This window comes from Pseudoalteromonas luteoviolacea DSM 6061, assembly GCF_001625655.1.
GTDB classification, from domain to species: Bacteria; Pseudomonadota; Gammaproteobacteria; order Enterobacterales; family Alteromonadaceae; genus Pseudoalteromonas; species Pseudoalteromonas luteoviolacea.
On sequence record NZ_AUYB01000082.1, the window covers coordinates 164,533 to 189,325 of the forward strand.

Below are 24,793 nucleotides of genomic sequence, written 5' to 3' on the forward strand. Positions count from 1 at the left end.
TTCCCATTATTTACTTTGTTTGTATGGCAATTATTTTATAAAGCCAGCTTGTGCCAACAAACTGGTTGTGAGAGTCGATTCACTGGCAGGCGCTTGAGTACCTTGGATCAAGCGCTCCAAATATCTTGCTATTTGATCAACTTCTAAATTAACCGTCGTGCCCACTTTAAAATCAGCAATGGTTGTCTCTTGCGCTGTATGCGGTACGATGGTGAGTTTAAATTTGTTATCTTCTATGGCATTTACGGTAAGGCTGATTCCATCAATGGCGACTGAACCCTTATACGGAATATATTTGATCAACTCACTTGGTGCAGATAACCAGTAATCAGTTGCACGCGCATTGGTTTGCACAGCAACAATAGTCGCAATCCCATCGACATGTCCTGAAACCAAATGACCACCTAGTCGAGAAATCGGCTGCAGGGCTTTTTCAAGGTTAACCTTTTGTCCAATGTTGTACTCACCGAATCGTGTCAATGACAAGGTTTCATTCGAAACATCAGCTCTAAAGCCATCTGAGAACTTTTCAACCACTGTCAGACAAACACCATTCGTCGCAATACTGTCTCCAAGCGCGACGTCCGCCATATCCAGTGAACTTGATTTAACGCGCACACTTAAATCCCCTTGTTTTAGGGTTAATTCAGTGAGCGTACCTGTTGCTTCAATAATGCCTGTAAACATAATTTCTCTTATTTCTTAATGGCGCTAATGCGAATATCAGTACCAATCTGCGTACAATCAGTGATCTGGAGTTCACTAATCTGGTCCATTTCAGTCAAAATATTACTCTGAAATAAACCTTTGCCGCCCTCTCCTATGATTTTAGGTGCCAAATAAACGATATATTCATCAATCAAGCCCTGCTCATGCATCACACCACACAGTGTGGCACCAGCTTCTAACCAAACCGAATTGATATTCCGGCTAGCTAAAAATTGCATGGCCGCATTTAAATCGAGTTTGTTTTTTACTGTTGGTAGACAGACTTGTTCTACAAAATGTGGCCAGACGTGCTCATTATCAAGCTTTGAACGTAAAATAATGATTTTTGATTCACATTTAAAGAGAGAAAGTGAGGGTGTGAGACGGTTTTGCGAGTCAATAATCACACGAACAGGCTGACGGATGTCATCATCATTAAGCCTACTTGATACCTCAGACACCGATTCATTTCGCACATTTAAGCGCGCATCGTCCGTCAATACAGTATCTGCACCAGATAAAATCGCACAACTCTGCGCTCTGTATGCCTGTACATCTTGTCGAGCATGTGGCCCAGTTATCCACTTACTTTTGCCATTTTTTAAAGCAGTTTTACCATCTAGGCTTGCCGCGAGCTTGGCTGTCACATAGGGCAAATCGTGCTCCATCCGCTTGAGGAAGCCTTTGTTTAACAATCTTGCTTCATGCTCTAAAAGCCCAGAAGCCACCTCAATACCCGCTTGCTGCAGCATCCTGAGACCATTGCCTGCCACTTCTGGGTTGGGATCAACCATAGCACAGATGACTTTGCTGACACCCGCATCAATGAGCCCTTTCGCACATGGGGGAGTTCGGCCGTAGTGACTGCATGGCTCCAGCGTAACATAAGCTGTTGCGCCGCGTGCGTGCGCCCCGGCTTCTCTCAATGCAAACACTTCAGCATGAGGCCCACCAGCTTGAATATGAAACCCCTGTCCAACAATTTCACCTTCTTTGACAATGACACAGCCAACATTCGGATTGGGGGTTGTGGTATTGAACCCTTTCTGAGCCAGTGAAATGGCCATACTCATATATTCGCGATCTGTTTGTGTGAATTGCATCAGTCGCCAAGCCTCGCAATCTCTTCACCAAACTCTTTGATATCTTCAAAGCTCCGGTAAACCGATGCAAAGCGAACATATGCCACTTTGTCCAGTTTCTTTAACGCTTCCATAATACATTCACCAATTAATTGACTGTTTACTTCACGTTCGCCGGTTGAACGAATTTGAGATTTAATCTGGTGGACGACTTCTTCAATTTGCTCTGTGCTCACAGGCCGCTTTTCGAGCGCTCTGTGTAAACCATTTAAGAGTTTGTCTTCATTAAATGGCTCGCGCGTGCCATCTTGCTTAATCACTCTCGGCATGAGTAGCTCTGCACCTTCAAAAGTCGTAAACCTTTCATGGCATACAATACATTCACGACGGCGGCGCACCTGATGACCTGACGCTACTAATCGCGAATCAATAACCTTGGTGTCTTTCGCAGTACAAAAAGGGCAATGCATAAATTCTCACTGTTTAGTCAATCTTGATAACACGGCACTTAATCTGTTGGCATTTAATCTATTGAGCTAACGCTTATTTTAAATGCGCTGAGTGATTTTTAAAAATAAAAAAGGCCGCATAATTGCGGCCTTAATGATATCAAAAATAACGCATATTGTGACTTAAATTATGCGTAAACTGGCAATTTAGCACAGATAGCTTTTACTTTTTCTTTTACTTCAGCTTGTACAGACTCATCGTTGATATTGTCTAATACGTCACAGATCCAGCCAGCTAATTCACCCGCTTCTGCTTCTTTGAAGCCTCGGCGCGTAATTGCAGGAGAACCAATGCGAAGACCTGACGTTACGAACGGTGAACGAGGGTCGTTTGGTACTGAGTTTTTGTTTACCGTGATATTTGCACGACCAAGCGCTGCATCAGCATCTTTACCTGTGATGTCTTTGTCAATTAGATCTAGTAGGAATAAGTGGTTGTCTGTCTTACCAGAAACAACTTTATAACCACGCTCTTGAAGCACTGTAACCATAGCTTGTGCGTTCTTAACAACTTGTGTTTGGTAAGCTTTGAACTCTGGCTCTAATGCCTCTTTAAAAGCAACGGCTTTAGCAGCAATAACGTGACATAGAGGGCCACCTTGACCACCTGGGAATACCGCACTGTTTAGCTTTTTGTAGATGTCTTCATCACCACAAGCAGAAACGATTAAACCGCCACGAGGACCAGCTAGTGTTTTATGCGTTGTCGTTGTTACAACGTGAGCGTGTGGCACAGGGTTAGGGTAAACACCCGCAGCAACTAGACCTGCTACGTGTGCCATATCAACCAATAAGTATGCACCTACTTTATCTGCTATCTCACGGAACTTTGCCCAATCAACAATACCAGAGTACGCTGAAAAACCACCGATGATCATTTTTGGTTTGTGCTCAAGTGCCAAAGCTTCAACCTGTGCATAATCAATTTCGCCAGTCTCTTCATTTAAACCGTACTGGATAGCATTGTATGTTTTACCAGAGAAGTTAACGTGAGAACCGTGAGTAAGGTGACCACCATGAGCTAAGCTCATACCAAGTACAGTGTCATGTGGCTGAAGTAGCGCTTGGAAAACGGCAGCGTTTGCTTGCGAACCAGCGTGTGGCTGAACGTTTGCGTAATCAGCACCAAAAAGTTCACATGCGCGGTCAATTGCTAGTTGCTCAACAACATCTACGTGCTCACAACCGCCATAATAACGCTTGCCAGGGTAACCTTCAGCATATTTGTTTGTAAGTTGTGACCCTTGAGCCTCAAGTACACGTGGGCTACAGTAGTTTTCAGATGCGATTAGCTCGATGTGCTCTTCTTGACGAGTCGTTTCTGACTGGATCGCTTGATATAGTTCAGGGTCAAAATCTGCAATATTCATGTTACGTTCTAACATGGTTTCTCCTAGGTGCACGTATGATTAATTTTATCGTCTGCAATTGTACGCAATTTACATCCAGTTGCCTACGAAATCTGCGTGAGCATATTTAAGCAGGGATTGAATTTATTTCACAGTGTTTAGGGGATGATATTTTTTTATTTAAACATAATTTTTTTTTATGAAAAACTAGGGTTACATTTGAAATTGCAATATGCAAGCACACAACAGTACAGTTTATGTGCATGCATAAACCACCCTAGACAGCCAATATTTTATCCTAACTTGTCGAATATACGCTGCTTAAGCTGGGTGTAATCGGCATTAACGGTTTCTGCAAGACATGGCTTTGCCAGTGCATCTGCCAACACTTTTGGCATCTCAAGCTGTTGTTGTAGAACACTTTCTACAGACTCTTTAAATTTAGCAGGATGAGCAGTAGCAAGGAAAATTCCGGTTTCACCCATCGTGTTATTCAATTTAAGGCCTTCGTATGCAATTGCAGTGTGTGGCTCAGCGACATAACCACTCGCATTAATTTGTTGCATCCCTTCACGCGTCTTAGACTCAGACACCGAACATGAATAAAAGTAATCTTTATCAAAAAGCTCACCTTTGAGCATACTTTCAACTCTCGGCCAATTATTAGGTTTACTCACATCCATAGCATTTGAAAGTGATTCCAATGTGGCATTTGGATCCCACTTTCCTGACGCCAAATATCGAGGTACCGTGTCATTTTGGTTTGTTGTTGCACTGAGCTTTTTCACTGGAAGGCCAATTGCAGCCGCTATCATTGCAGCACACACATTGCCAAAGTTACCACTTGGCACTGAAATATGAACGTTCTCTCGCTTATGCTCCGGCACTTGCGAAAAAGCTTCGAAGTAATAACATACCTGCGCTAACAATCGACTGATATTAATAGAGTTAGCCGAGTTAAGCCCAAGTTTACTCTTTACTTCATCATCTAGAAATGCTTGCTTTACAATAGCTTGGCAATCATCAAAACTACCTTCAACCGCAAAACAATGGATATTTTTGCCTAGCGTTGTGAATAATTTTTGCTGGGCGAGAGAGATCTTACCCTTTGGGTAAAGGATGACGACATCAACATTGTCTTTTTCATAAAACGCATGTGCAACAGCCGCTCCTGTGTCACCGCTGGTGGCAGTTAATATGGTTACTCGCTCACCTTGACTGAATAAACTAATGCACTCGGACATAAAGCGACCACCGAAATCTTTAAATGCCAAAGTAGGTCCATGAAACAATTCAAGGCAATATTTATTTTCTTCAACTTGAACAAGCGGTGCTGGAAAGTTAAATGCGCGCTTTACCATTTCATTAATGGTGTCTTCTGGCAGTTCATCTCCAATGAGGTGTTGTAATATCTTGCCGCTGCGCTGAGCAAAAGGAAGTGCCAGCAATGTCTCAATATCTGCCAATTTCTGCAATTCAGTAGGAAAAAATACTCCTTGATTACGGCCTAATCCCACCTTAACTGCTTCTGTAAATGAAACCTGTTGTTGTGGGTCCATTAAATTAACTAAATTCATATTTATTCCTTAGGCGAGTTCTCGAGTGCCTTGATTGTCAAACTTACAGATATGGCTAAAGCCACTTTCATTTATATAGTGCGTATTTAGCCACTCTTGGCAACGGGTTGCACTTACCTCAGATGTACACAGTGCAAACAAAGTCGGGCCAGCGCCTGAAATACTTACAAGGCTTGCGCCAAGTTCAGGTAAACTTAGTTTTGCCTCTGCATAACCCTTTATGAGTGGTGCGCGGCTAGGTTCCGCAATATTATCTTGCATCAACTTAATTGCATCATTAAACCGCTGTTGCTGTAACAACGTCGTATATGCCGCCAATCGCTGCGCGAACTCTACGCTCTGACCAAGTTTTAAAGAGTCCGGTAAAACAGCTCTGGCCTTTGCTGTATTAAGTGCAAACCCGGGAAAAGCGACAACAATGTACCAATCAGAAGCAGTCGGCATCGAGAGGGCTCGATCAGGCACAATCTCTGATGTCAGTTGTAAGCCACCCAAATAACATGGCGTAATATTGTCATAGTGGCGAGCACCACTGACTTTGGCTTCAAAGTCAGCCATCAGCTCAATCATTTGTATTTGCGATAGCTCTGTTCCACTGTAGGCATTAAGAGCCGCAAATGTCGCAACCACAGAGCATGCGCTTGAACCTAGGCCAGAACCTATCGGTAAGCGCTTTTCAAGCGTCAGTGACACGCACGGCATATCTGATTTTACGTTCGCCCTAAAGTGAGCCAAACACTGGTAGGCTAAATTATCTTCCTGATTGCTAGGCAATTTGCCTGCATATTCGCCAATGCATTTAAATTCATCTTGTACTGCTTCTTCAATATGGACGATATCTCCTAATAACTGACCATCCGTAGGTGCTAACGCTGCACCTAATGAATCAAAACCAACACAAAAGTTGCCAATCGATGCTGGAGCAAAAAACTTTCTCATTGTGCCTTCCTTATCTAGATAACGTCTTTAAAATATCAGCGAAAACACCCGCAGCTGTTACTTCGGCACCTGCACCATAGCCACGAATAACAAAAGGCTTAGGTTGGTAGTATTGACTCAAAATAGCCAGTGCATTTTCACCGTCTCGGATATCGAACAGTGCATGCTGTGCATCAACCGCTTCAATACCAACTCTGCATTTGCCATTTGCTATACTGCCAACATAACGGAGTTTTTTACCCTCGCTTGCTGCACTCTGTACTCTGTCAGAAAATGCGGCATCCAATTCAGGCAAGCGCACCATAAACTCTTCCACGCTACTTCCCTGTGCAAAGTCATCTGGTACGACTGATTCTACTTCTATGTCATCCAGTTCAAGCTCTAGGCCAGCTTCACGAGCAATAATCAATAATTTTCGCGCGACGTCTGTACCCGATAAGTCATCTCTTGGATCTGGTTCAGTAAACCCATTTTGTTTTGCTTGCGCTGTTGCTGCTGAGAGGGATAGGCCGTCTTCAATAGCACCAAACATGTATGATAAAGAGCCCGACAAAATACCATTGAAAGACAACAGCTCATCGCCAGCACCAAACAGCAGCTGTAGGTTATCCAAAACAGGCAACCCCGCCCCAACATTAGTTTCGTACAAGAACTTTCTTCCTGAATTAACCGCAGCTTGTTTAAGCTCTCTGTAATACGCCATGTCACCCGTGTTCGCTTTTTTATTCGCTGCAACAACATGGAATCCGGCTTCCAAAAATTGACTGTATTGATCGGCCAGAAGCTGCGAAGAGCTACAATCGACAATGACGGGGTTGATTAAATGGTTGGCTTTTACAAATTGCTCCAGCTCATCGATGGAAAAAGACAATTCCGACTCTGCCAACTGAGCTTGCCAATTCTCGAACTGAACCCCTTCAGAGCGCAGCAGGCACTTTTTAGAATTAGCAACGCCGTACAAGTTTAATTTGATGTTTCGGTTTGCAAGCCAATCTTGTTGCTTTTCTAATTGTCGAACAAGCTCAGCTCCAACCAAGCCACAACCTAAAAGAAACACGTCGATTGATGGCACATGTGTGAAGAAATTTTCATGACATACTTTCATTGCATCTTTACACAGTTCACCAGATACCACTGCAGAAATAGCGCTTTCAGTGGAGTCTTGTGCTATTGCTACAATATTTACTTGCGCTTGTGCCAATGAAGCAAAAAATTTAGCTGCAAGTCCTTTATGTGAACGCATATTGTCACCAACCAGAGTCACAATCGCCAGATCTTTCTGAACTTCTATCGGTTCAATTAATCCTGCTTTAGTCTCTAGTTCGAACGCGGCTTTTAGTGCCCCCATAGCTAAGGGTAGATCCTGCTCATGAACGCAGAAACTAATACTAAACTCACAAGAAGATTGTGTGATCAACACAATCGATACGTTGTCATTAGCTAACGCTGAAAATACACGCCCAGCCATGCCAACCTTGCCTTTCATGCCAGGTCCAGACACGGTTAACATTGCCAATTTATCTAGGCTAGAAAGGGCTTTTACGGGTGATTCATTATCACTGTGCGCTGAAATTAACGACCCTGGCACATCGGGATCATGCGTGTTTTTGATCTCACAAGGCACGTTCGCCTTAGCACAAGGCAGGATTGTTTTAGGATGTAAAACCTTAGCTCCAAAATAGGCAAGTTCCATCGCCTCTTTGTAGGAAAGCTTTGATACTTTAGTTGCCTTTTTTATCAAGCGAGGGTCTGCACTGTAAACACCATCTACATCAGTCCAAATTTGGCAGATCTCAGCATTGATACTTGCAGCCACAACAGCCGCTGAGTAGTCCGACCCGTTTCGGCCCAACGTAGTCAACTCCTCAAGTTCATTGCTGCCAGTGAATCCAGCTAGGACATACAGCCCAGGCTCAGTTGAATTTATTTGCTGCTTAAGTGCCAGCTTGGTTTGTTCAAGATCGACCTCTGAGTCTAGGTATTGTGCTTGAGTTTTAATGCATTGGGTGGCGTCTAATGCCTGTGCGTTTTGCTCTTTTAACATAGTCACCATCAAGGCTACGCTGATGCGCTCACCAAAACTGATGATAAATGCATTCACGGCATCAGGACATTGTTTAAGGAGCTTTACCCCAGCAAGCTTGTCTTGCAATTGGTCCAGTTTCGGAAATCCCTCTACCACTCCATGTTCAGATTCAACCGCCGCTTTGAGCGTGTTGCAACGAGATTCAAAAGCAGTCCAGAGTGCCTCATAGTCTTCACCTTTTGCTGCACATTCAGCCAACTCCACCAACTGATCTGTCATACCTCCGGGTGCTGAAAGCACAATCACCGCACTGCCATTACTGTAATTTGATACCAGAGACTGTACTCGTTGCAGACAATTGAAATCTGCCAATGAAGAGCCCCCAAACTTTAAAACTCGCATACTGTATTTTTCCTCATTCCTAAAACGAAAAAGGCCTGTGCTCTTGGTGAGCACAGGCCTTTTATTAAAACGCACGGACCTATGCCACTATCCAGTGTGGATGGTGGTCGTAATAATAATAATTGTCACGTTACGTGTAATTCGGTTCATAGTTTCTTTGACTAACCTGATTCAAAGTTGTTTAAAAATTGCTTACCTAAACTAGACTGCCTGATCCTTAGTCAATCTGTCAAGCAGCTTGGAGTAAATTAAATATGCAAAAAGTTCAAGATACGTACTAGGAAAGGAAAAAGCTATCTAACGGATACCATATTCGCTTAGCAAAGCGAGTAGTTGATCTGCTTTGACTGGCTTTTCTAAAAATTTGATAGCACCAAGCTGCGCCACTTTGGTTTTCATTTGAGCTTGGATATCAGCAGAGATTACCACAACATAAGTCTCTATTTTATGTGCCTTTATAGCTTCTAGCACACCTACACCATCTAATTCAGGCATTGTTAGGTCTAAACAAAGCAAATCGATTTGCGATTTTTGCAATATTTCTAGTGCCTCACGACCATTTTTAGCTTGGCACACTTCTACATCAAGGTTTGATGTTAGACAGCGCACCACTTGCTTACGGGCAACAGTTGAATCGTCGCACACTAACACAGAATAGCTCATAAGAAGGTAAATCTTTATTGTTCTAGTAACAAATAAACGTTATTGTTGTTTTAATCTTATAACACAATAATCAACATCCAGTAAGTTTTTTATATCTGCTTGTATGTTGTAAAGATAGCAAGATAAACATTTATTTTTAGCCGTTTATTGGCTAACTTTAAGTTTAATAAGCGCGCATTAACTTGGTTGTCAGGAGCTAAGAATACTCCATGCTACAGAAAAGTCTGTCGAAAAAACTGCTCACAAATGTTCTGTCAGTTTACTTCCTACTAACCTTTGTGGTGACTTGTGGACAAGTTGTCGCTGAATACGTCAATACCAAAGACTATATTCGAAATGAGCTAACCATGCTGCAAAAGACATTCAGTCGCAGTTTGACACGTGCCATTTGGGAGCTTAATACCAAACAAACTGTAACCACTGCCGAGGGCTTACTCGCGATCCCGATGATAGAGGGGATCATTGTCAGAGACGACAGTGGCGAAATTATTTCTCAATTAGGTCGCTCACTCAATATCCACGAATTGTACAGTCAACAGCTTGTTCAAGAGGAAGCGCTAATCGAAGACACGCCATCTGGCTTGTTTGGTTACACTTTCCCATTGATATTCGAGTTTTCTGGTCGTGCAACCCAAGTGGGAGACGTGACTTTATTCTCAAGTCGAGAAGTGGTATTTAGCCGCATTATGATCTCAATTTACTTTTTAATCGGTAATGCGATGGTCAAAACCACTTTCCTTATTATCCTATTTTTGCTCGCGTTTAGAAAACTGTTGACTGAGCCTCTTACCGACTTAACTGAACAGATTGAAGATTTTGAGGTGGACAATGTCGATGGCCACAAGATTGAAATAGACACCACCGAACGCAATGAGTTAAAAGTCATGGAAGAGGCTTTTAACAAACTGATAGACAAAGTGGCAGAATATCGAAAGCAGCTTGATCAGACACAAAAAGAGCTCATTATCAGTAATGAGAAACTCGATCAACACAATATCCAGCTTGAGCAAGAGGTTGCACGCAAAACCTCCAATCTCAGCCAAGCGATGATGGATCTTCAACAACAGAAATATGAACTTGAGAAACAAAAACTCACGCTCACTGAAGAAATAGATTTAAGGCGCCAAACGGAAGAAGAATTGCTAACCAAACAAAATGAGTTAGAAAAATACGTCGAAGAACTCAATATGGCCCAAGAAAGATTAGTTGGCTCAGAAAAAATGGCTGCGCTTGGCGGATTGGTCGCGGGTATTACGCATGATATCAATACACCGGTAGGCATAGGCGTTACGGCAACCTCATTCTTGCAGGAACGTTTAGACCAGCTCGAAGCCGCCTACAAAGAAAAAACGCTTTCGCCTAAAGCACTGGAAGAGTTTATGCACGAAGCAAAACAAAGCACCAGTCTTTTAACCAATAACTTAGCTCGTGCCTCCGAACTTGTGGCCAGTTTCAAACAGATCGCTGTGGATCAAGCCAGTGAAGCGGTCAGAACGATAAACTTCAACCAATATCTTCGCGAAGTACTGCGCTCCTTGCAGCCTAAACTGAAAAAAACAGCCCACGAGGTTAATATTGATTGTCCTGCCGATTTGACTCTTAATTTACCTGCTGGTGCCATTAGCCAAATCTTCACCAATTTGATTATGAACTCGCTTATACATGGCTTCGAAGGCATCAATAAAGGCGTGATAGATATTCAAATTACCGATGACAATGATGATGTACGTATCGTGTATAAGGACAATGGTAAAGGCGTTTCACCGGCCCAGTTGGAGAAGCTATTTGACCCCTTCTTTACAACCAAACGCGATCAAGGTGGTAGTGGGCTAGGCACACACATTACTTTTAACCTTGTAAAGCAAACGCTTAATGGTGACATTGAAGTAAGCTCAGAAGAGGGCAAAGGGCTAACTTACTACATACGATTCCCTAAAGAGATGCAGGCTCAACAAGCCATGTTTAGCTGATTTATACAGTGGGCTTAAAAATGCGTAGCCCACTGCTTTCTCACACTTGATAACCAAGCCAAAATACCAAATAAACCATATTAGCCTTTGCTCGCTACAATATAGTTTTGCTATGATGCAATTCGTTTTTTCACACTCGGATTTTAAATGATATGTGGTTCAGCAACCTAATCTGTTACCGTTTTAAACAAGATGTTTCATACACACAAGAAGACTTTGAAAATGCACTAGAGCAAGATGTTTTTCGCTCTTGTGGCAGCCAAGATATGAGTACCTTTGGCTGGGTTAACGCATTAGGAAAACATGGTCAATCGTTGTCACATTTTTCTCAAAATAGCATTTTGTTGTGCGCAAAACGCGAAGAAAAAGTGCTGCCAGCAGCAGTTGTGAACGATATGGTCGCTGAAAAAGTGGAGCAAATTGAGCGCGAAGAAAACCGTCCAGTCAAAAAGAAAGAAAAAGACGAGTTAAAAGAGAACATTCTCGCAACTTTACTCCCGCAGGCGTTTAAAAAATCTAGCCTGCAGTTTGCTTTCATCGACCAAGAAAGCGGTTGGGTCATTGTAAATAGCGCGAGTTTCAACAAGGCTGAAGAAATGATGGCGCTACTGCGTAAATCGCTAGGAACCCTACCAATCGTTCCAGCCTTTGCAAACTATGACCTGGATGTTTTCCTTACAGACTGGCTCACTAAATTTGAGGCGCCAGAAGGCTTTGCGATCGGTAATGATGCAGAGTTACAAGATGCAGCTGATGAAGGTGCACAAGTTAAACTGAAACAACATGACTTAGCCAGTGACGAAATTAAACTGCACCTTGAAAACGGCAAGCGAGTAACAAAGCTGGCGTTAGATTGGCGTGAACGCGTACAGTTTTTGCTGCAAAATGACGGTTCTATCAAGCGTGTTAGCTACAATGATGCTTTAAAAGAGCAAAATGCTGATATTCCAAAAGAAGACTTGGCAATCAAGTTAGATGCAGATTTTATCCTCGTTTCAGAAGAAGTGAAAGAACTGTTAGAGGACTTAACTAAAGAGCTTGGTGACAAAGACGACATATAAAAAAAGGGCCTGAGGCCCTTTTTTTATATTATGAAATTTAAGCAAACATCGATTTCACATCAGTCAGTAATTCCAGGTAGGCATCATCAGTAAACATATCTATTGAGCGTAAGACGCCTTTTTCTTCGTAAACTCCAAGCGCCGCGGCTTTGTCAGATACTTGTAAAATTCCTTCAACGATGGCGCCCGCACGAATAAAATCGACGTAACATACATGTTCAGGTTTGTAGTTAGGGTTAGCCCAACTTTCCGCAACTTCAACGAACTCATCGGTGAAGCCCCACTCGCGCATAATTGCACCACCAATTCTACCTGCAAGCTTTTGGATCGCATGAGCCAAGAAACTTGGGTTTGCAAACACCTCTGGGTGCTTTTCAGCTTCAGTTAAAATCGGCAACACACCAATATTAAACACCAAAGACGCCAACGTGATGGTGTCTTTGTTTAATGATGTGTGTTTGTTAATCCGTAAATAAAACTCCATGGTAGAAATAGCTTGGCACGCTACTTTCAGCGTTTTTTGCCATGCTTTATCCATGTAAGTTTTAATAAGCTTGTTATTGGAAACAAATAATTGCTCCATCGCCATTGCTGTCGCAATGTTTTTAATCTGCCGCAAGCCGATTCTAGTCACAGCTTGATTGAGCGTATTTACTTTAATAGAGCGTCCCATAAAGCCACTGTTGGCAACTTTTATCATGCGCGCAGCGAGCGCGGGATCATGAGATATCACATCTGCCATCTGAAGTAAGTTAACTTCAGGGTCATCCGCTGCTTGACGGACTCGCACGGCAACTTCAGGTAACGTCGGTAAGACAAGTGTATCGTTATTAATTTTATCGACAAGAATGGTAAGTAATGCGTTTTCTGTAGACATATGGTCAAGTCCTTTAAATGCGCCACTTAGCTATGGCCTTATAATTTTTAGCTAAATTAAGTATCGTCTAACTTCTCGATAAAGTTAAGAAAAGTATAAAAATTATTCTCGCAATAAAATAAAAAATAATACTTTGCCTTAACAATTTGCTCAAAACACCTTTTTTCAGCATCATAGAGCCTCACAATCATAATAACTAAAAACTCAAGGGTAAATGATGAAACTTTCTAAACTATCCAGCGCGATTTTAGTCGCCTCAGGCTTACTTGTCAGTGCTTGCTCGCAGCAGTCTACAGACACACCAAATAACCAACAAGCTAAAGCCGATGCAACCAACTATGCTATGCAGAATATCGATAAACAGCGCTTGGATATTTATACCGAAGTCACATTAACAAGTGATTTGAGTCACCTTAATGACAATCAAAAGAAAATGATTGGCGTGCTAATTGACGCTTCTAAAATTATGGATAACCTATTTTGGAAGCAAGCGTTTGGCGAAGACAAAGCAACATTCTTATCACGAATCCAAGATCCAAATGTACGTCGTTTTGCAGACATCAACTATGGCCCTTGGGATAGATTAGATGGCGACAAAGTTTTTCTGTCAGGCTTTTCTGAAAAGTCACCTGGCGCACAGTTTTACCCGCATGACATGACCAAAGAAGAACTCAATAACGCAGACTTTAAAGATAAACAAGGTCTATATTCAATGGTCAAGCGAGACCAACAGGGCAACCTTGTTAGCACAGCCTATGCAACGGAGTTTAGATCTGAACTTGAAGAAGCTGCCAAACTACTGAGACAGGCAAGTAACCTTGCAGTGGACAAAGATTTTGCTAATTATTTGAATTTGAGAGCAGACGCCCTTCTGAATAACAGCTACCAACCATCCGATTTTGCTTGGATGGATATGAAAAATAACCCTATCGATGTAGTTATCGGCCCAATTGAAACTTACGAGGACCAATTATTTGGTTATCGCAGCGCTTTTGAATCTTATGTACTGGTAAAAGACCTCGCTTGGAGTGAACGTCTAGCAAAGTTTGCTGCATTCTTACCTGAACTACAAACTGGTTTGCCGGTAGCACAAAAGTACAAACAAGAAGTGCCTGGCTCGGATGCCGACCTCAATGCGTATGATGTTGTTTACTACGCTGGTCACTCTAATGCTGGCAGTAAAACAATTGCAATTAATCTGCCGAATGATGAACAAGTTCAGCTTGAAAAAGGCACGCGAAGATTACAATTGAAAAACGCAATGCGCGCAAAGTTTGATAAAATTTTAGTCCCAATTGCCGACCAGTTGATTGTACCTGAACAGCGTAAACATATTACCTTCGATGCATTTTTTGCCAACACCATGTTCCACGAAGTTGCCCATGGCCTCGGTATTAAAAACACCATCACAGGTAAAGGCACAGTGCGTCAATCACTACAAGAACATGCCAGTGCTATTGAAGAGGGCAAAGCCGATATTCTTGGTTTATATATGGTTGAACAGTTGCTGAAAAAGGGCGAAATTACCGAGGGTACTCTGGAAGACTACTATGTCACTTTCATGGCTGGCATCTTCCGCTCGGTAAGATTTGGCGCTTCAAGTGCGCACGGTAAAGCCAACATGATCCGTTTCAATTTCTTCAAACAAGAAGGCGCTTTTTCTAAAAATGCACAAGGGTTGTATCAGGTCGACATGGAAAAAATGGGCGCTGCAATGGCAAAACTTTCTAATCTTATCTTAACTCTACAAGGTGATGGAGACTATCAGAAAGTAGACGCTCTAATTGCAACTCATGGTGATATAAAAGCTGAACTGCAAGCCGATTTAGCGAAGCTTGCTAAGGCGAACATCCCAGTAGATGTCACCTTTAATCAGGGTAAGTCTGTACTTGGGCTTTAAACACCAAGCGGCGCTACAAAGCTAGCGCCTTTTTCAACTCCACCAATTGCGCCTCGGTATAGGGCTGAGCGGGATTCACTCCCCAAACTGGTTTTGGCCAAGCAGCATCATTTACATAACGCGCTATATGATGCACATGCAACTGCGGCACCATATTCCCAAGCGCTGCAACATTTAACTTGTCAGGCTCAAAAACCGACATCAATAACTCACTGAGTTGCTTTGACTCCTGCCAAAACAGAAGTTGCTGCTGTGCATCTAAGTCGATGATTTCTCTCAACCCTTCCACTTGTGGCACTAAAATAAACCAAGGATATTGGCAATCATTCATCAATAACACTTTACAAAGTGGCCATGTCGCTAGCTCAATACAATCTCGCTGCAACTCTGGGGCAAGTTCAAAAGCCATTCTTCATACTCCATATACAAAAGCAGATACCATAGATATCTGCTTTTTGAGTTAATTATCGAGGCAATAGAATTAAAACCTCTCGATACTATTTATAAACAGTAACGTGCAAATAAGCTACTCACAGTTGCAGCCGTTGGCTTACCATGTTGCCAATCTCCACCCTCAACACCACTTCCTGCAATATCCATGTGCACATAAGGTAAAGGCTGCTCAGAGTCACAACCATGTTTATCCAATCCACCTACAATTGCCAAAAATGCCATAGGGAACTGGTGGCCACGTGCAGTTACCGCGGAAGGTGCATTATTGCTCGATATAACGTCATCCGCTAAAGTACGCGGCTTAATAAAGTCATAGTCCTCACGGCGACTGCGTGAAACTTCAGCACAGTCAGCCCACAAATCACCTTGATCTGCAATGAGTCTTGATACCGCATTTGCACGGGCTGGACCATTTTCTACATAGGCACTATAAGGCCCCATTGCACGAGCAGCATGGCCTGTTAGAGTTGCCACGGTAAATAGCTCTGGATTAATTTCAGACTTGGCTAAGTCCTTAATTTCACTTAGTAAATCACCCATTGCAAGGCGACCTTCAGCGTCAGTGTTACCAATACGTACACGAACACCTTCACGTGTGTCGATGATTTCATCCGGCACAAAGCAATCAGAACCAATTGAGTTTCTAACCACTGCCAAATAAGCAACCACTTTTACACCCTTAGGCTGATATTCTGCTACCGCTTTCATAAAACCAGCAACCGATGCAGCGCCACCTTTGTCACGGCTCATACCGGCCATAAAACCACCCACTTTAAGGTCCGCGCCACCAGTGTCATAGACAAGACCTTTGCCCACAAACATTAGAGTACGTTCAACATCACCCTCGGGCACATATTCCATTTTCACAACGCGCGGATGGTGGCGTTCTACCGCGTAAGAGGCACGCGCTACCGTGCCTAGCATTGGGTAGTCTTTATCGATTGTCGCTCTATCCGAGATAACTTCTACACTTACCGGTGTATTTTCAAATAACTTTACACAGTAATCGGCAAAAAGAGGTGGAGCCATACGCTCAGGCTCTGTGCCACAAAGGTCACGGGCAGCATATTGGCCTGCTGCAATCGCGTTTAATTGTGCACTTAGCGCTTCATCAGCACCAACTAAAAATATTTGCTCAACTGGCTCAATATGTTCACCACGATATTCACGTGCTTCAAGAGGTTGCCACAATGTCTGGCAGGCACCCAAAAAGGCAACTTGCAATGCATTTTTATAGCGCTCGAGCTGTGGGACACCTGCCATCATTAAGACTGGCTTTGTCGCGCCCGCAGCTTTAGCTTGAGCAATACCAGCTTGGCCAGCTTCAAAAAAGCGGCGTACGTCATCAAAATCTCGATTGACTGGACCGGTAGGTGCCACAATTAGACGTTTTCCAGGTATGCCCTCTGCTAGTAGCACACTTGCTTGGCTACTAAGCCTAGCATCAACGGCTAAATAAGGTGCTGCTGCATCATTAAGCTGCTGATCACCTAACTGGGTCACATCTGAAGTAATTACAATTACGGCATCCGCGTCATTTTGCTGCCAGCTGGATGCAGGCAGTGCGAGAGGAAAAGACATAAAAAAGGCCCTTTTTCTTATCATGAAAGGGCCGATTATCGGTTATTTATCAAAAAGAACCAAGCTAGATGCTCGATTCTTTACTGTCCGGAGCACTTTGCGGTGTATTTTTCAGTTTACTCACCACACTCCAAGCTTCCAACATAACCAGTACACTCACAACAAGAACAATAATATCTAAGCCAACCAACAGCCAATTACCTTTCTCGTAATACTCTCCCAGCTTAATTAATCCGGCAAAGAAAGCCATCAGGATCACAAAAATCATAGGGAGCAGTGTAAACTTGGCAGGCCTACCTAATTTGATCAGATATACAGAGATAACCAGCAAGGTTAAGCTGGCCAAAACCTGATTGGTTGAACCAAACAGTGGCCAAATAATCATACCGCCGCTGCCAGATGCACCACCAGCACCAAATGCTAAAAGCAAACAACAACCCACTGCGACAAATGTAGCTATTATGCCATTTTTCAATATTGGTAGCTTGTAGATATCACCCCACTCTTGAATAATATAGCGCTGCAAACGCACGCCTGAGTCCATCGTAGTCCCTGCGAAAAGCACAACCATGACAGCTAATAATGTCGATGCAATTTCAGCGGGTAATCCCCACCCTGTGCTTATTAAATTAGACCCACCTTGAATGAAGGCACCTACCGAGCCAGCACCTAGATGGCTATATATTTCATGCCACTCCTCTGGTGATACGGCAAGCATAACACCACTCACGGCTACCAAGGTGATAAGTGCCAAAGACCCCTCACCAACGGCGCCCAGATAACCTACAAATCGACCATCAGTTTCTTTGTTCAATTGTTTAGAGCTCGTGCCCGACGACACAATCCCATGAAAGCCCGATACCGCACCACAAGCAATTGTTACAAACAACAATGGAATGATACTTGGCGTGTCAATCGCAGTTTGGGTATTAAAAGCAGGCGCCGTTATGTCTGGCATAACCACAAAAACAGCTCCATAAAGTAGCACTAAACCAACCAATAACTGCATGCCATTGATAAAATCTCTTGGCTGCAACAGCATCCAAACAGGTAACAGTGAGGCGACAGCAGCATATACAAATAAAATCAGAATCCAACTCGCCTTGTCTGTTAAGCCAAACAACTCACTAGGTAACGCAATTGGCATCCCACTGCCTGCATAAATTGTTGCATACAAAATCACGACACCGACTAAACATAAAGGCACTAAGGGCACTTTTCTTTTAAGCAGTTGACCAATAACCAGCGCAACAACAATAGCAGCCCAAGCTGGAAATACCGCATTCGGGTTTGCCACAAATGAATTAGCGATTACCACCCCAAATACCGCATTAACCATAAGCAATACAAGAAACACAACAATCATAAATAAAGAACGAGTGCGTTTTCCTATAACGCTTTCAGAAAGCGCCCCCATCGACTTACCTTTATGGCGTGCACTAGCCCACAAAGCGCCCATATCATGGACTCCAGCGAAAAATATGGTGCCAATAACGACCCAAAGTACAGCTGGGACCCACCCCCAATAAACGGCAATGGCAGGACCAACTATAGGCGCGGCCCCCGCAACAGAAGTAAAATGATGCCCCCAAAGTACCACTTTGTTTGTGGGTACATAATCAACACCGTCATTGAGTTCATGGGCAGGAGTGACAAAGTCATCATCCATTTTGAAGATTTTTGTGGCAATAAACTTGGAGTATACAAACCAGCCAAACAGCATACCCAAGATACCAAACAACACTATCATGATAGATTGCATGGAATGTCCTCTGTGTTATTTTTGTATTAACATCACTTTAACACGGATATGCATAAAATCAGTTATATTTTAGTCGCACTAACCTACTACGCTAGATAGTCGATACTGCGACGTAACTGTACTTAATTAAATAACCCCATTTGTACTTGGTTGCTTGGCGCTTCACCAAGGCCAATTTGTACACCAACCAGCCTCACTGGTTTGCTGCCATGACGTGCCACAGCTTGCTCCAATAAAGTACATAAAATATCTGGGTCAATATCATTGAATTGGCATTCTTTGGTGGTTTGGGTGAAATCATAAAACTTAACCTTTACACCCAATTTAGTAAACTCTCGCTCAGCTCGATACGCCGCACTACGTTTAGTTAACTCTGGGATTAGCTTTTCACACAGTATCGCCTTTAACTGTTCGAGATCTTTAATGTCTTTTTCAAAAGTAGTCTCAACACCTACTGACTTGCGCACGCGTTCGGTCTCTACACCACGTTCATCTATGCCTTGGCAGCGACGCCACAACACTCGTCCAAATTTACCAAATCGATTTGCCATTTCATTTAGCGAGAGCGCTTTAACGTCTTTGCCATGAATCAAACCACATGCTAGTAACTTTTCGTGCGTTACTTTTCCTACTCCAGGTATTTTTTTCAAAGGTAACGAGTCAATAAACTCATCCACTTGAGCAGGTGTGATAACACATTGGCCATTAGGCTTATTTTCATCGCTGGCAATCTTAGCGAGAAACTTAATCGGCGCGATGCCAGCTGACGCAGTGAGGCCGGTCTTGTGGTATATTTCAGCACGGATCTGCTGAGCAATTAATGTAGCACTCCCTTGGCAAATCCTACATTCAGTCACATCTAAATACGCCTCATCTAGTGACAAAGGCTCTATTAAATCGGTGTATTTGGCAAAAATAGCGCGAATTTGTTGTGAGGTTTCTTTATAAACTTGCATTCTCCCAGGTACGATAACAAGTTGAGGGCACAGCTGTTTCGCTTTGTAATTTGACATTGCTGAACGCACGCCATACTCGCGCGCAATATAATTTGCGGTAGACAGGACGCCGCGATGGCTTCGACCACCAATCGCCATAGGAACGTTGGCCAAGGAGGGGTTGTCGCGCATTTCCACTGCAGCGTAAAAACAATCCATATCAATATGAATAAACTTTTTCACAAATGTGCCCACGCCCCACAACTGTTTATATATACAGTATAGTGACAGCTAAAGATACATTTGTCTAGTACCTCGAATTACCGCAGTTCGCAACCCCTTTACTGGTTCGCATATCATTGCGATTCAGCTAATTTTTCCCCAACTTACTCCTTCTTCAATACAAAGCTCTGCAGATCAGGTTGAAATGCTCTACACTGCTGTTAGAGCTTTTTTATATGTAGCGTCATTGCGTTCGCTGCATGACGAGAATAAATCAGTCCACCTTTGCAAGGAGTATGTATGAAGTACAGCCAATTAGGCCACACGTCTATAGAAATTTCGCGTGTCTGTTTGGGGAGTATGACTTGGGGGTTACAAAATAATCAGCACGACGCTGACGAACAAATAAACTACGCACTGAGTCAAGGTATAAACTTTATCGACACCGCTGAAATGTATGCTGTGCCTCCGTCGCCTGAAACTTATGGTAAAACCGAAGAAATTATTGGCGACTGGATAAAACGTCACTCGGAAAAACGCCAAGAAGTGATTTTAGCCACAAAAATAGCTGGTGCAGGCCTTGATTGGATCCGAGGTGGCAAGCCCATAAATAAGCAGGCGATCATTGAAGCTGTTGAGCACTCTCTTACTCGCTTGAACACCGACTATATTGATGTATACCAGTTGCACTGGCCAAACAGGACCTCTCCACACTTTGGTAAACACTGGCATGGTATGCTTGATTTGCACGCTGTCAGTAAAGATCAGCAACTGGAAGAAATGGCAGACATCTTAGAGGGAATCCAAACCTGTATAAAGGCGGGCAAGATCAAACATTGGGGCCTCTCGAATGAGACGCCATGGGGCTTAAATGCATATCTAAACCTGTGTAATCAACAAGGCGTAGAAAGACCCGTATCTATTCAAAATGAGTTCAATTTACTTCATGAGAAAGATTGGCCTTACCTACTAGAAAACTGTGTTAATGAAGACATTGCTTATTTGCCATGGTCACCACTGGCAGGTGGGTTACTAACAGGTAAATACTTGGGCGGTGCAAGGCCTGAAGGCAGCCGCTGGACCTTAATGCAGAGGCATGGCCTGTTTAGAGACACACAGTACTCTCAACAAGCTACCGCAGCGTATCAAGAAATTGCTCATGAACACCATATGACCACAGCGCAGCTAGCCCTAGCGTGGTGCGATCAAGTGGATGGAGTTGCATCCACAATTATTGGTGCAACAAACATGGTTCAGTTAAAAGAAAATATCACCGCCTTCGACAAGCCCCTGCCGCCAGAAGCACTTGCCGAAATAGACACGATTCTCAAAACTTACCCCGTGCCTTTTTAATCAATTCAACAAACAACACAATGCAGGTGTGGTAGTATCATCACCCTGCATTCATCCGATACAATCAACATCCATGAAACAACTCAATTTGATGCCCGCAGAGCCGTTACCAGGTTCGTGCTTTGTAAGGCAGGCCGCACGTGCAATTGTCATACGAGGCAATGAAATACTGCTTCTTTATACCGCTCGCTACGATGATTATACCCTTCCAGGTGGCGGTATTGATGAAAACGAAAACATTGAATCCGCTTTAGCAAGAGAGTTACTTGAAGAAACGGGTGCCAAATCTGTAACGAGCATTCAACCATACGGTATCTATGAAGAATACCAGCATTGGTATAAACCTGATTTTGATACTGTAAAAATTATCTCACATTGCTTTTTAGTGGAGATTTGTGGCGACTTTACGGCACCTCAAATGGAATCTTATGAGCAGGCCAATGGTATGCGTCCTGTTTGGCTGCCTATCAAAGAGGCTATTGCACACAACAAATATGCTTTAAAAAACAGTGATAAGAAAGGCCAATCATTACAACGGGAAACGATTATCTTGGAGACAGTTGCGAAAGAGTTTAAATTGAACTAACAAACATACTCTTGGTCCTATGCACTATTCCACATTGTCCTGAAATGGTTGAGAATAATAAAAAGGGAATGGAACCCAGTGCATAGAACCGCAAAAACAATTCTTTTTTCTCTCGCTGTCCATTTGATTGTGTTATTTGCCCTGTCTAAACAAATAATAATTGCACCTCAAACTGCAACGGCACCCGCAATGAAAACATATTTGGTGATCGAAGACAGAAAAGCCCTGACACCGCCACAGACTGCGCAGCAAACTGTACACAATGACAAAACAAAAGCTGAGCCTGAGCCTGAGCCAAAAAATTCATCCACGTTAGATGCACCAGTGCAATTATTAGAGCCAGCAGCCCCCTCCCTAAATAACGCACCTTCCACAGTGGTGACCAATAAGCAACCTAGCCAATCTGATTTTAAAAAGCTCGACCCACTTTCTGGGTTAGAGAGATTCAAAGCACAGCAGGCTGAAGCTAATGCTACTGTGCGCATGCACAAAAAATCGCCTCATGTACACAGCAGTAGTCGCATTACGGTACCAAATTCCCATGCCGCTGACTCATTCAACATTCCAAAAATCGAAACACACAATCAAATCTACACTGAGTACCGAAAAGGAGACAGGTGCTTTAAAGTTATGCATGGCGACCCAAGCTCTCCTGTACCAGAAGGGTTTTCAAATGAATGGGTTTCTCTTGGGTATAAATGTAATAATGTAATAAAAAGTTCATATGAAGCAGTTATGAACAAGTGGTTAGACAAATAACCTCAATAAATCTGACTTCGAATTGGTATTTTATAAATTCTGTTCTAAGTTTTGTTGTTAGGAGCAACAAGGTTAAAGGAGTAGATAATGACCATTCGCCAAACTTTTATATTACTTTCCTCGTTAGTGATGCTTGCTATGTTTTGTATGGTGGGTGTGCTTTGGTATGAAACCACACATATTGCATCATTGGGTCAACGGCTTGCCAAAAGCAAAGAGATTAGTAATGACTTACTCATGTTAAGACGTCATGAAAAGGACTTTTTGCTACGTAAAAAAGAGAAATACGTGGAAAAATTTGACGCTCGTATTCAGCAAATGCGAGCAAATATGAAAATACTAAGTAGCCAGTTACCCGTCCCCCTAAAACAAGCGCTAAACGCAGCAGAAAAAGATCTAGCTAATTACGAACTGAAGCTAAGAAGTTTAGTCGCACTTGACCAAAAAATTGGCCTGAGCCCCACACAAGGCTTGCGAGCTGAGTTTAACCAAGCAGAACTAGCACTGCATGAATCACTGACCAATATCGGTGACATAACCGCAATGAGCAAGGCTTTGAGGCTGGTCTTACTGGAAAATGATTTTCAAACCAACCTAAACATGTCGACAAAACAAGAGGTTACACAGCAGTTGGCTGTGATGAAAGTCTATTTCAACGACCAATTTAGTGAAGGACAAAACGACCTTACGAAATTTGAAAACACCGCCCGCGCACTCACGGAAGCGCTCATGGAGAGAGGCCTTGATGCCGAGTCAGGATTGAGAGGCGAATTGAGAAGCAGTATCCACAAAGTCGAAGGCGCTATGACACAACTATCTGGTCAAATTGACCAAAATATTCACACCGAGCTGAATACAGCAAAAAGTCAAGGTATGGCCCTTGCGACTCTGCTGACGGCCATCATCGCCGGGTTACTGCTTTGGAAGGGCTATAGAATAGTCAATCGCTTAAAAGCAGCCAACGAGAATATGGCCACAATCAGCCACGGCGAGGGTGATTTGACCCATCATATCGAACTGCGAGGACAAGATGAAGTAACCGAATTTACAGGCTCGGTAAACCAATTTATTGATACAACCGCCAATATCGTTCGAGAGATTAAACATACTGGTGTAAATGTGGAAACCGGTGCACATCAATCTGTTGAAGTTACAAAGCGCTCGCAACAAGCGATTGAGGAACAGAAAAACAATACACACGCAGTAAAAACCGCCGTGAGTGAACTTGTACAAGCCGTCTCTCTTATTGCAGAAAATAGTGTAGCAGTACAAAATAATGTCAACGAAGCCGATGAAAATATGGCAAGAGGTTCTGAGATTATGCACCGAGCTCACAGTAATATGTCTGAGCTAACAGGCCATATAAATCAGAACAGTCAACTTATGCAGCAGCTTTCCTCCGCCAGCGGCGAAATTGAAAGCGTCACATCTGTGATACGCGGCATTACCGAACAAACCAACCTACTGGCATTAAATGCCGCTATCGAAGCAGCTCGTGCGGGAGAAAGTGGTAGAGGCTTTGCGGTGGTAGCCGATGAAGTTAGAACCCTCGCAAAACGGACTCAAAGCTCCACTGTTGAGATTGAGCGTATGATCCATAGCTTGCAAAACTTAGTAACCGAATCAGAGCAAGCGATGCAGACTAGTTTAAACCTCAGTGAAAAAATGTACGAGGGTATTACTGAAGCACAGCAAAGTATGGATGAAAATAAACTTGCCATGGATAAAATTCGCGATATGGTCATTCAAATTGCCGGAGCAACTGAAGAGCAAATGGCAACAGTACAGGGTGTAGAAGATGCTGCCGCGAATATCTCAGTTTCTGCTGAGCAACTCTACGTAGACTCATGTGAAAATTGCAAAAACTGTGAAGCTCTGGAGTACGACGCACATAAAATGCAAGAGGACGTCTCACGTTTTAAAGTTTAGTTTAATCAAGGCGCAAGTCGCTGTTGCTTGCGCCGCATCGACATTGTTGATGAACCGCTCGCTATAGTTTGTCAGATCAAAGTTATTGACTTATCTGCTCGAAATATCCCCCAGACATGTTAAAGTCATAGCCCAGCGAATACCTTGGTC

At 43.1% G+C, this 24,793-nt stretch carries 20 protein-coding genes; 7 read left to right on the forward strand and 13 right to left on the reverse strand.

The window, feature by feature from the left end; genetic code table 11:
- Positions 1 to 30 precede the first annotated feature (30 nt).
- The 8 genes from N475_RS05265 to N475_RS05300 all read right to left on the reverse strand — a co-directional run bounded on the left by N475_RS05265 (position 31) and on the right by N475_RS05300 (position 9,255).
- Positions 31 to 687: a riboflavin synthase gene (locus N475_RS05265; protein WP_063355336.1), complete on the reverse strand. Its 657-nt coding sequence runs from the start codon at positions 685 to 687 to the stop codon at positions 31 to 33.
- An 8-nt stretch (positions 688 to 695) separates the two neighbouring features.
- Positions 696 to 1,811: a bifunctional diaminohydroxyphosphoribosylaminopyrimidine deaminase/5-amino-6-(5-phosphoribosylamino)uracil reductase RibD gene (gene ribD / locus N475_RS05270; RefSeq protein WP_193343300.1), complete on the reverse strand. Its 1,116-nt coding sequence runs from the start codon at positions 1,809 to 1,811 to the stop codon at positions 696 to 698.
- Positions 1,811 to 2,260, reverse strand: coding sequence for a transcriptional regulator NrdR (gene nrdR / locus N475_RS05275; protein WP_063355334.1), 450 nt, complete (start codon positions 2,258 to 2,260; stop codon positions 1,811 to 1,813). The genes ribD and nrdR overlap by 1 nt, the downstream gene beginning before the upstream one ends.
- Before the next feature lie 167 nt (positions 2,261 to 2,427).
- Entirely contained in the window at positions 2,428 to 3,684 is a 1,257-nt protein-coding gene (gene glyA, locus N475_RS05280; RefSeq protein ID WP_063364791.1) for a serine hydroxymethyltransferase, read from the reverse strand.
- A gap of 257 nt (positions 3,685 to 3,941) precedes the next feature.
- Positions 3,942 to 5,225 carry a threonine synthase gene (gene thrC / locus N475_RS05285; protein WP_063364792.1) on the reverse strand — a complete coding sequence of 428 codons (1,284 nt, stop codon included), beginning with the start codon at positions 5,223 to 5,225 and terminating at the stop codon, positions 3,942 to 3,944.
- A 9-nt stretch (positions 5,226 to 5,234) separates the two neighbouring features.
- Positions 5,235 to 6,164: a homoserine kinase gene (gene thrB, locus N475_RS05290; protein WP_063364793.1), complete on the reverse strand. Its 930-nt coding sequence runs from the start codon at positions 6,162 to 6,164 to the stop codon at positions 5,235 to 5,237.
- A gap of 10 nt (positions 6,165 to 6,174) precedes the next feature.
- Complete coding sequence (gene thrA / locus N475_RS05295; RefSeq protein ID WP_063355330.1) at positions 6,175 to 8,592, reverse strand: bifunctional aspartate kinase/homoserine dehydrogenase I; 2,418 nt, start codon at positions 8,590 to 8,592, stop codon at positions 6,175 to 6,177.
- 297 nt (positions 8,593 to 8,889) lie between these two features.
- The gene (locus N475_RS05300) at positions 8,890 to 9,255 is read right to left on the reverse strand and encodes a response regulator (RefSeq protein WP_063355329.1); all 366 of its coding nucleotides are present in this window, start codon (positions 9,253 to 9,255) and stop codon (positions 8,890 to 8,892) included.
- A 209-nt stretch (positions 9,256 to 9,464) separates the two neighbouring features.
- Here N475_RS05300 and N475_RS05305 point away from each other — a divergent pair, with 209 nt between their 5' ends.
- On the forward strand, positions 9,465 to 11,225 hold the full coding sequence (locus N475_RS05305; RefSeq protein ID WP_063364794.1) for a sensor histidine kinase: 1,761 nt from the start codon (positions 9,465 to 9,467) through the stop codon (positions 11,223 to 11,225).
- 152 nt (positions 11,226 to 11,377) lie between these two features.
- Positions 11,378 to 12,286 carry a recombination-associated protein RdgC gene (gene rdgC / locus N475_RS05310; RefSeq protein ID WP_063355327.1) on the forward strand — a complete coding sequence of 303 codons (909 nt, stop codon included), beginning with the start codon at positions 11,378 to 11,380 and terminating at the stop codon, positions 12,284 to 12,286.
- Positions 12,287 to 12,323: 37 nt separating this feature from the next.
- Here rdgC and N475_RS05315 read toward each other — a convergent pair whose 3' ends face one another.
- Positions 12,324 to 13,163 carry an HDOD domain-containing protein gene (locus N475_RS05315; RefSeq protein WP_063355326.1) on the reverse strand — a complete coding sequence of 280 codons (840 nt, stop codon included), beginning with the start codon at positions 13,161 to 13,163 and terminating at the stop codon, positions 12,324 to 12,326.
- Between the two features lie 217 nt (positions 13,164 to 13,380).
- Between N475_RS05315 and N475_RS05320 the strand changes: the two genes are divergently transcribed.
- Positions 13,381 to 15,063, forward strand: coding sequence for a dipeptidyl-peptidase 3 family protein (locus tag N475_RS05320; RefSeq protein ID WP_063364795.1), 1,683 nt, complete (start codon positions 13,381 to 13,383; stop codon positions 15,061 to 15,063).
- A gap of 13 nt (positions 15,064 to 15,076) precedes the next feature.
- Here the strand turns inward: N475_RS05320 and N475_RS05325 are convergent, their stop codons facing one another.
- The 4 genes from N475_RS05325 to dinB all read right to left on the reverse strand — a co-directional run bounded on the left by N475_RS05325 (position 15,077) and on the right by dinB (position 20,037).
- The gene (locus N475_RS05325) at positions 15,077 to 15,472 is read right to left on the reverse strand and encodes an HIT domain-containing protein (protein WP_063364796.1); all 396 of its coding nucleotides are present in this window, start codon (positions 15,470 to 15,472) and stop codon (positions 15,077 to 15,079) included.
- Between the two features lie 92 nt (positions 15,473 to 15,564).
- Positions 15,565 to 17,097, reverse strand: a complete 1,533-nt coding sequence (locus tag N475_RS05330; RefSeq protein ID WP_063364797.1) for a M17 family metallopeptidase — start codon at positions 17,095 to 17,097, stop codon at positions 15,565 to 15,567.
- A 64-nt stretch (positions 17,098 to 17,161) separates the two neighbouring features.
- The gene (locus N475_RS05335; RefSeq protein ID WP_063364798.1) at positions 17,162 to 18,859 is read right to left on the reverse strand and encodes a carbon starvation CstA family protein; all 1,698 of its coding nucleotides are present in this window, start codon (positions 18,857 to 18,859) and stop codon (positions 17,162 to 17,164) included.
- Positions 18,860 to 18,981: 122 nt separating this feature from the next.
- On the reverse strand, positions 18,982 to 20,037 hold the full coding sequence (gene dinB, locus N475_RS05340) for a DNA polymerase IV (RefSeq protein ID WP_063364808.1): 1,056 nt from the start codon (positions 20,035 to 20,037) through the stop codon (positions 18,982 to 18,984).
- Positions 20,038 to 20,316: 279 nt separating this feature from the next.
- Between dinB and N475_RS05345 the strand changes: the two genes are divergently transcribed.
- The 4 genes from N475_RS05345 to N475_RS05360 all read left to right on the forward strand — a co-directional run bounded on the left by N475_RS05345 (position 20,317) and on the right by N475_RS05360 (position 24,643).
- Complete coding sequence (locus N475_RS05345) at positions 20,317 to 21,369, forward strand: aldo/keto reductase (RefSeq protein WP_063355321.1); 1,053 nt, start codon at positions 20,317 to 20,319, stop codon at positions 21,367 to 21,369.
- Between the two features lie 73 nt (positions 21,370 to 21,442).
- Complete coding sequence (locus N475_RS05350) at positions 21,443 to 21,955, forward strand: NUDIX hydrolase (RefSeq protein WP_063364799.1); 513 nt, start codon at positions 21,443 to 21,445, stop codon at positions 21,953 to 21,955.
- A gap of 189 nt (positions 21,956 to 22,144) precedes the next feature.
- Positions 22,145 to 22,714 (forward strand): hypothetical protein, encoded by a 570-nt coding sequence (locus N475_RS05355; RefSeq protein ID WP_155732541.1) that lies wholly within the window; start codon positions 22,145 to 22,147, stop codon positions 22,712 to 22,714.
- Positions 22,715 to 22,801: 87 nt separating this feature from the next.
- Complete coding sequence (locus N475_RS05360) at positions 22,802 to 24,643, forward strand: methyl-accepting chemotaxis protein (RefSeq protein WP_063364801.1); 1,842 nt, start codon at positions 22,802 to 22,804, stop codon at positions 24,641 to 24,643.
- Positions 24,644 to 24,793 lie beyond the last annotated feature (150 nt).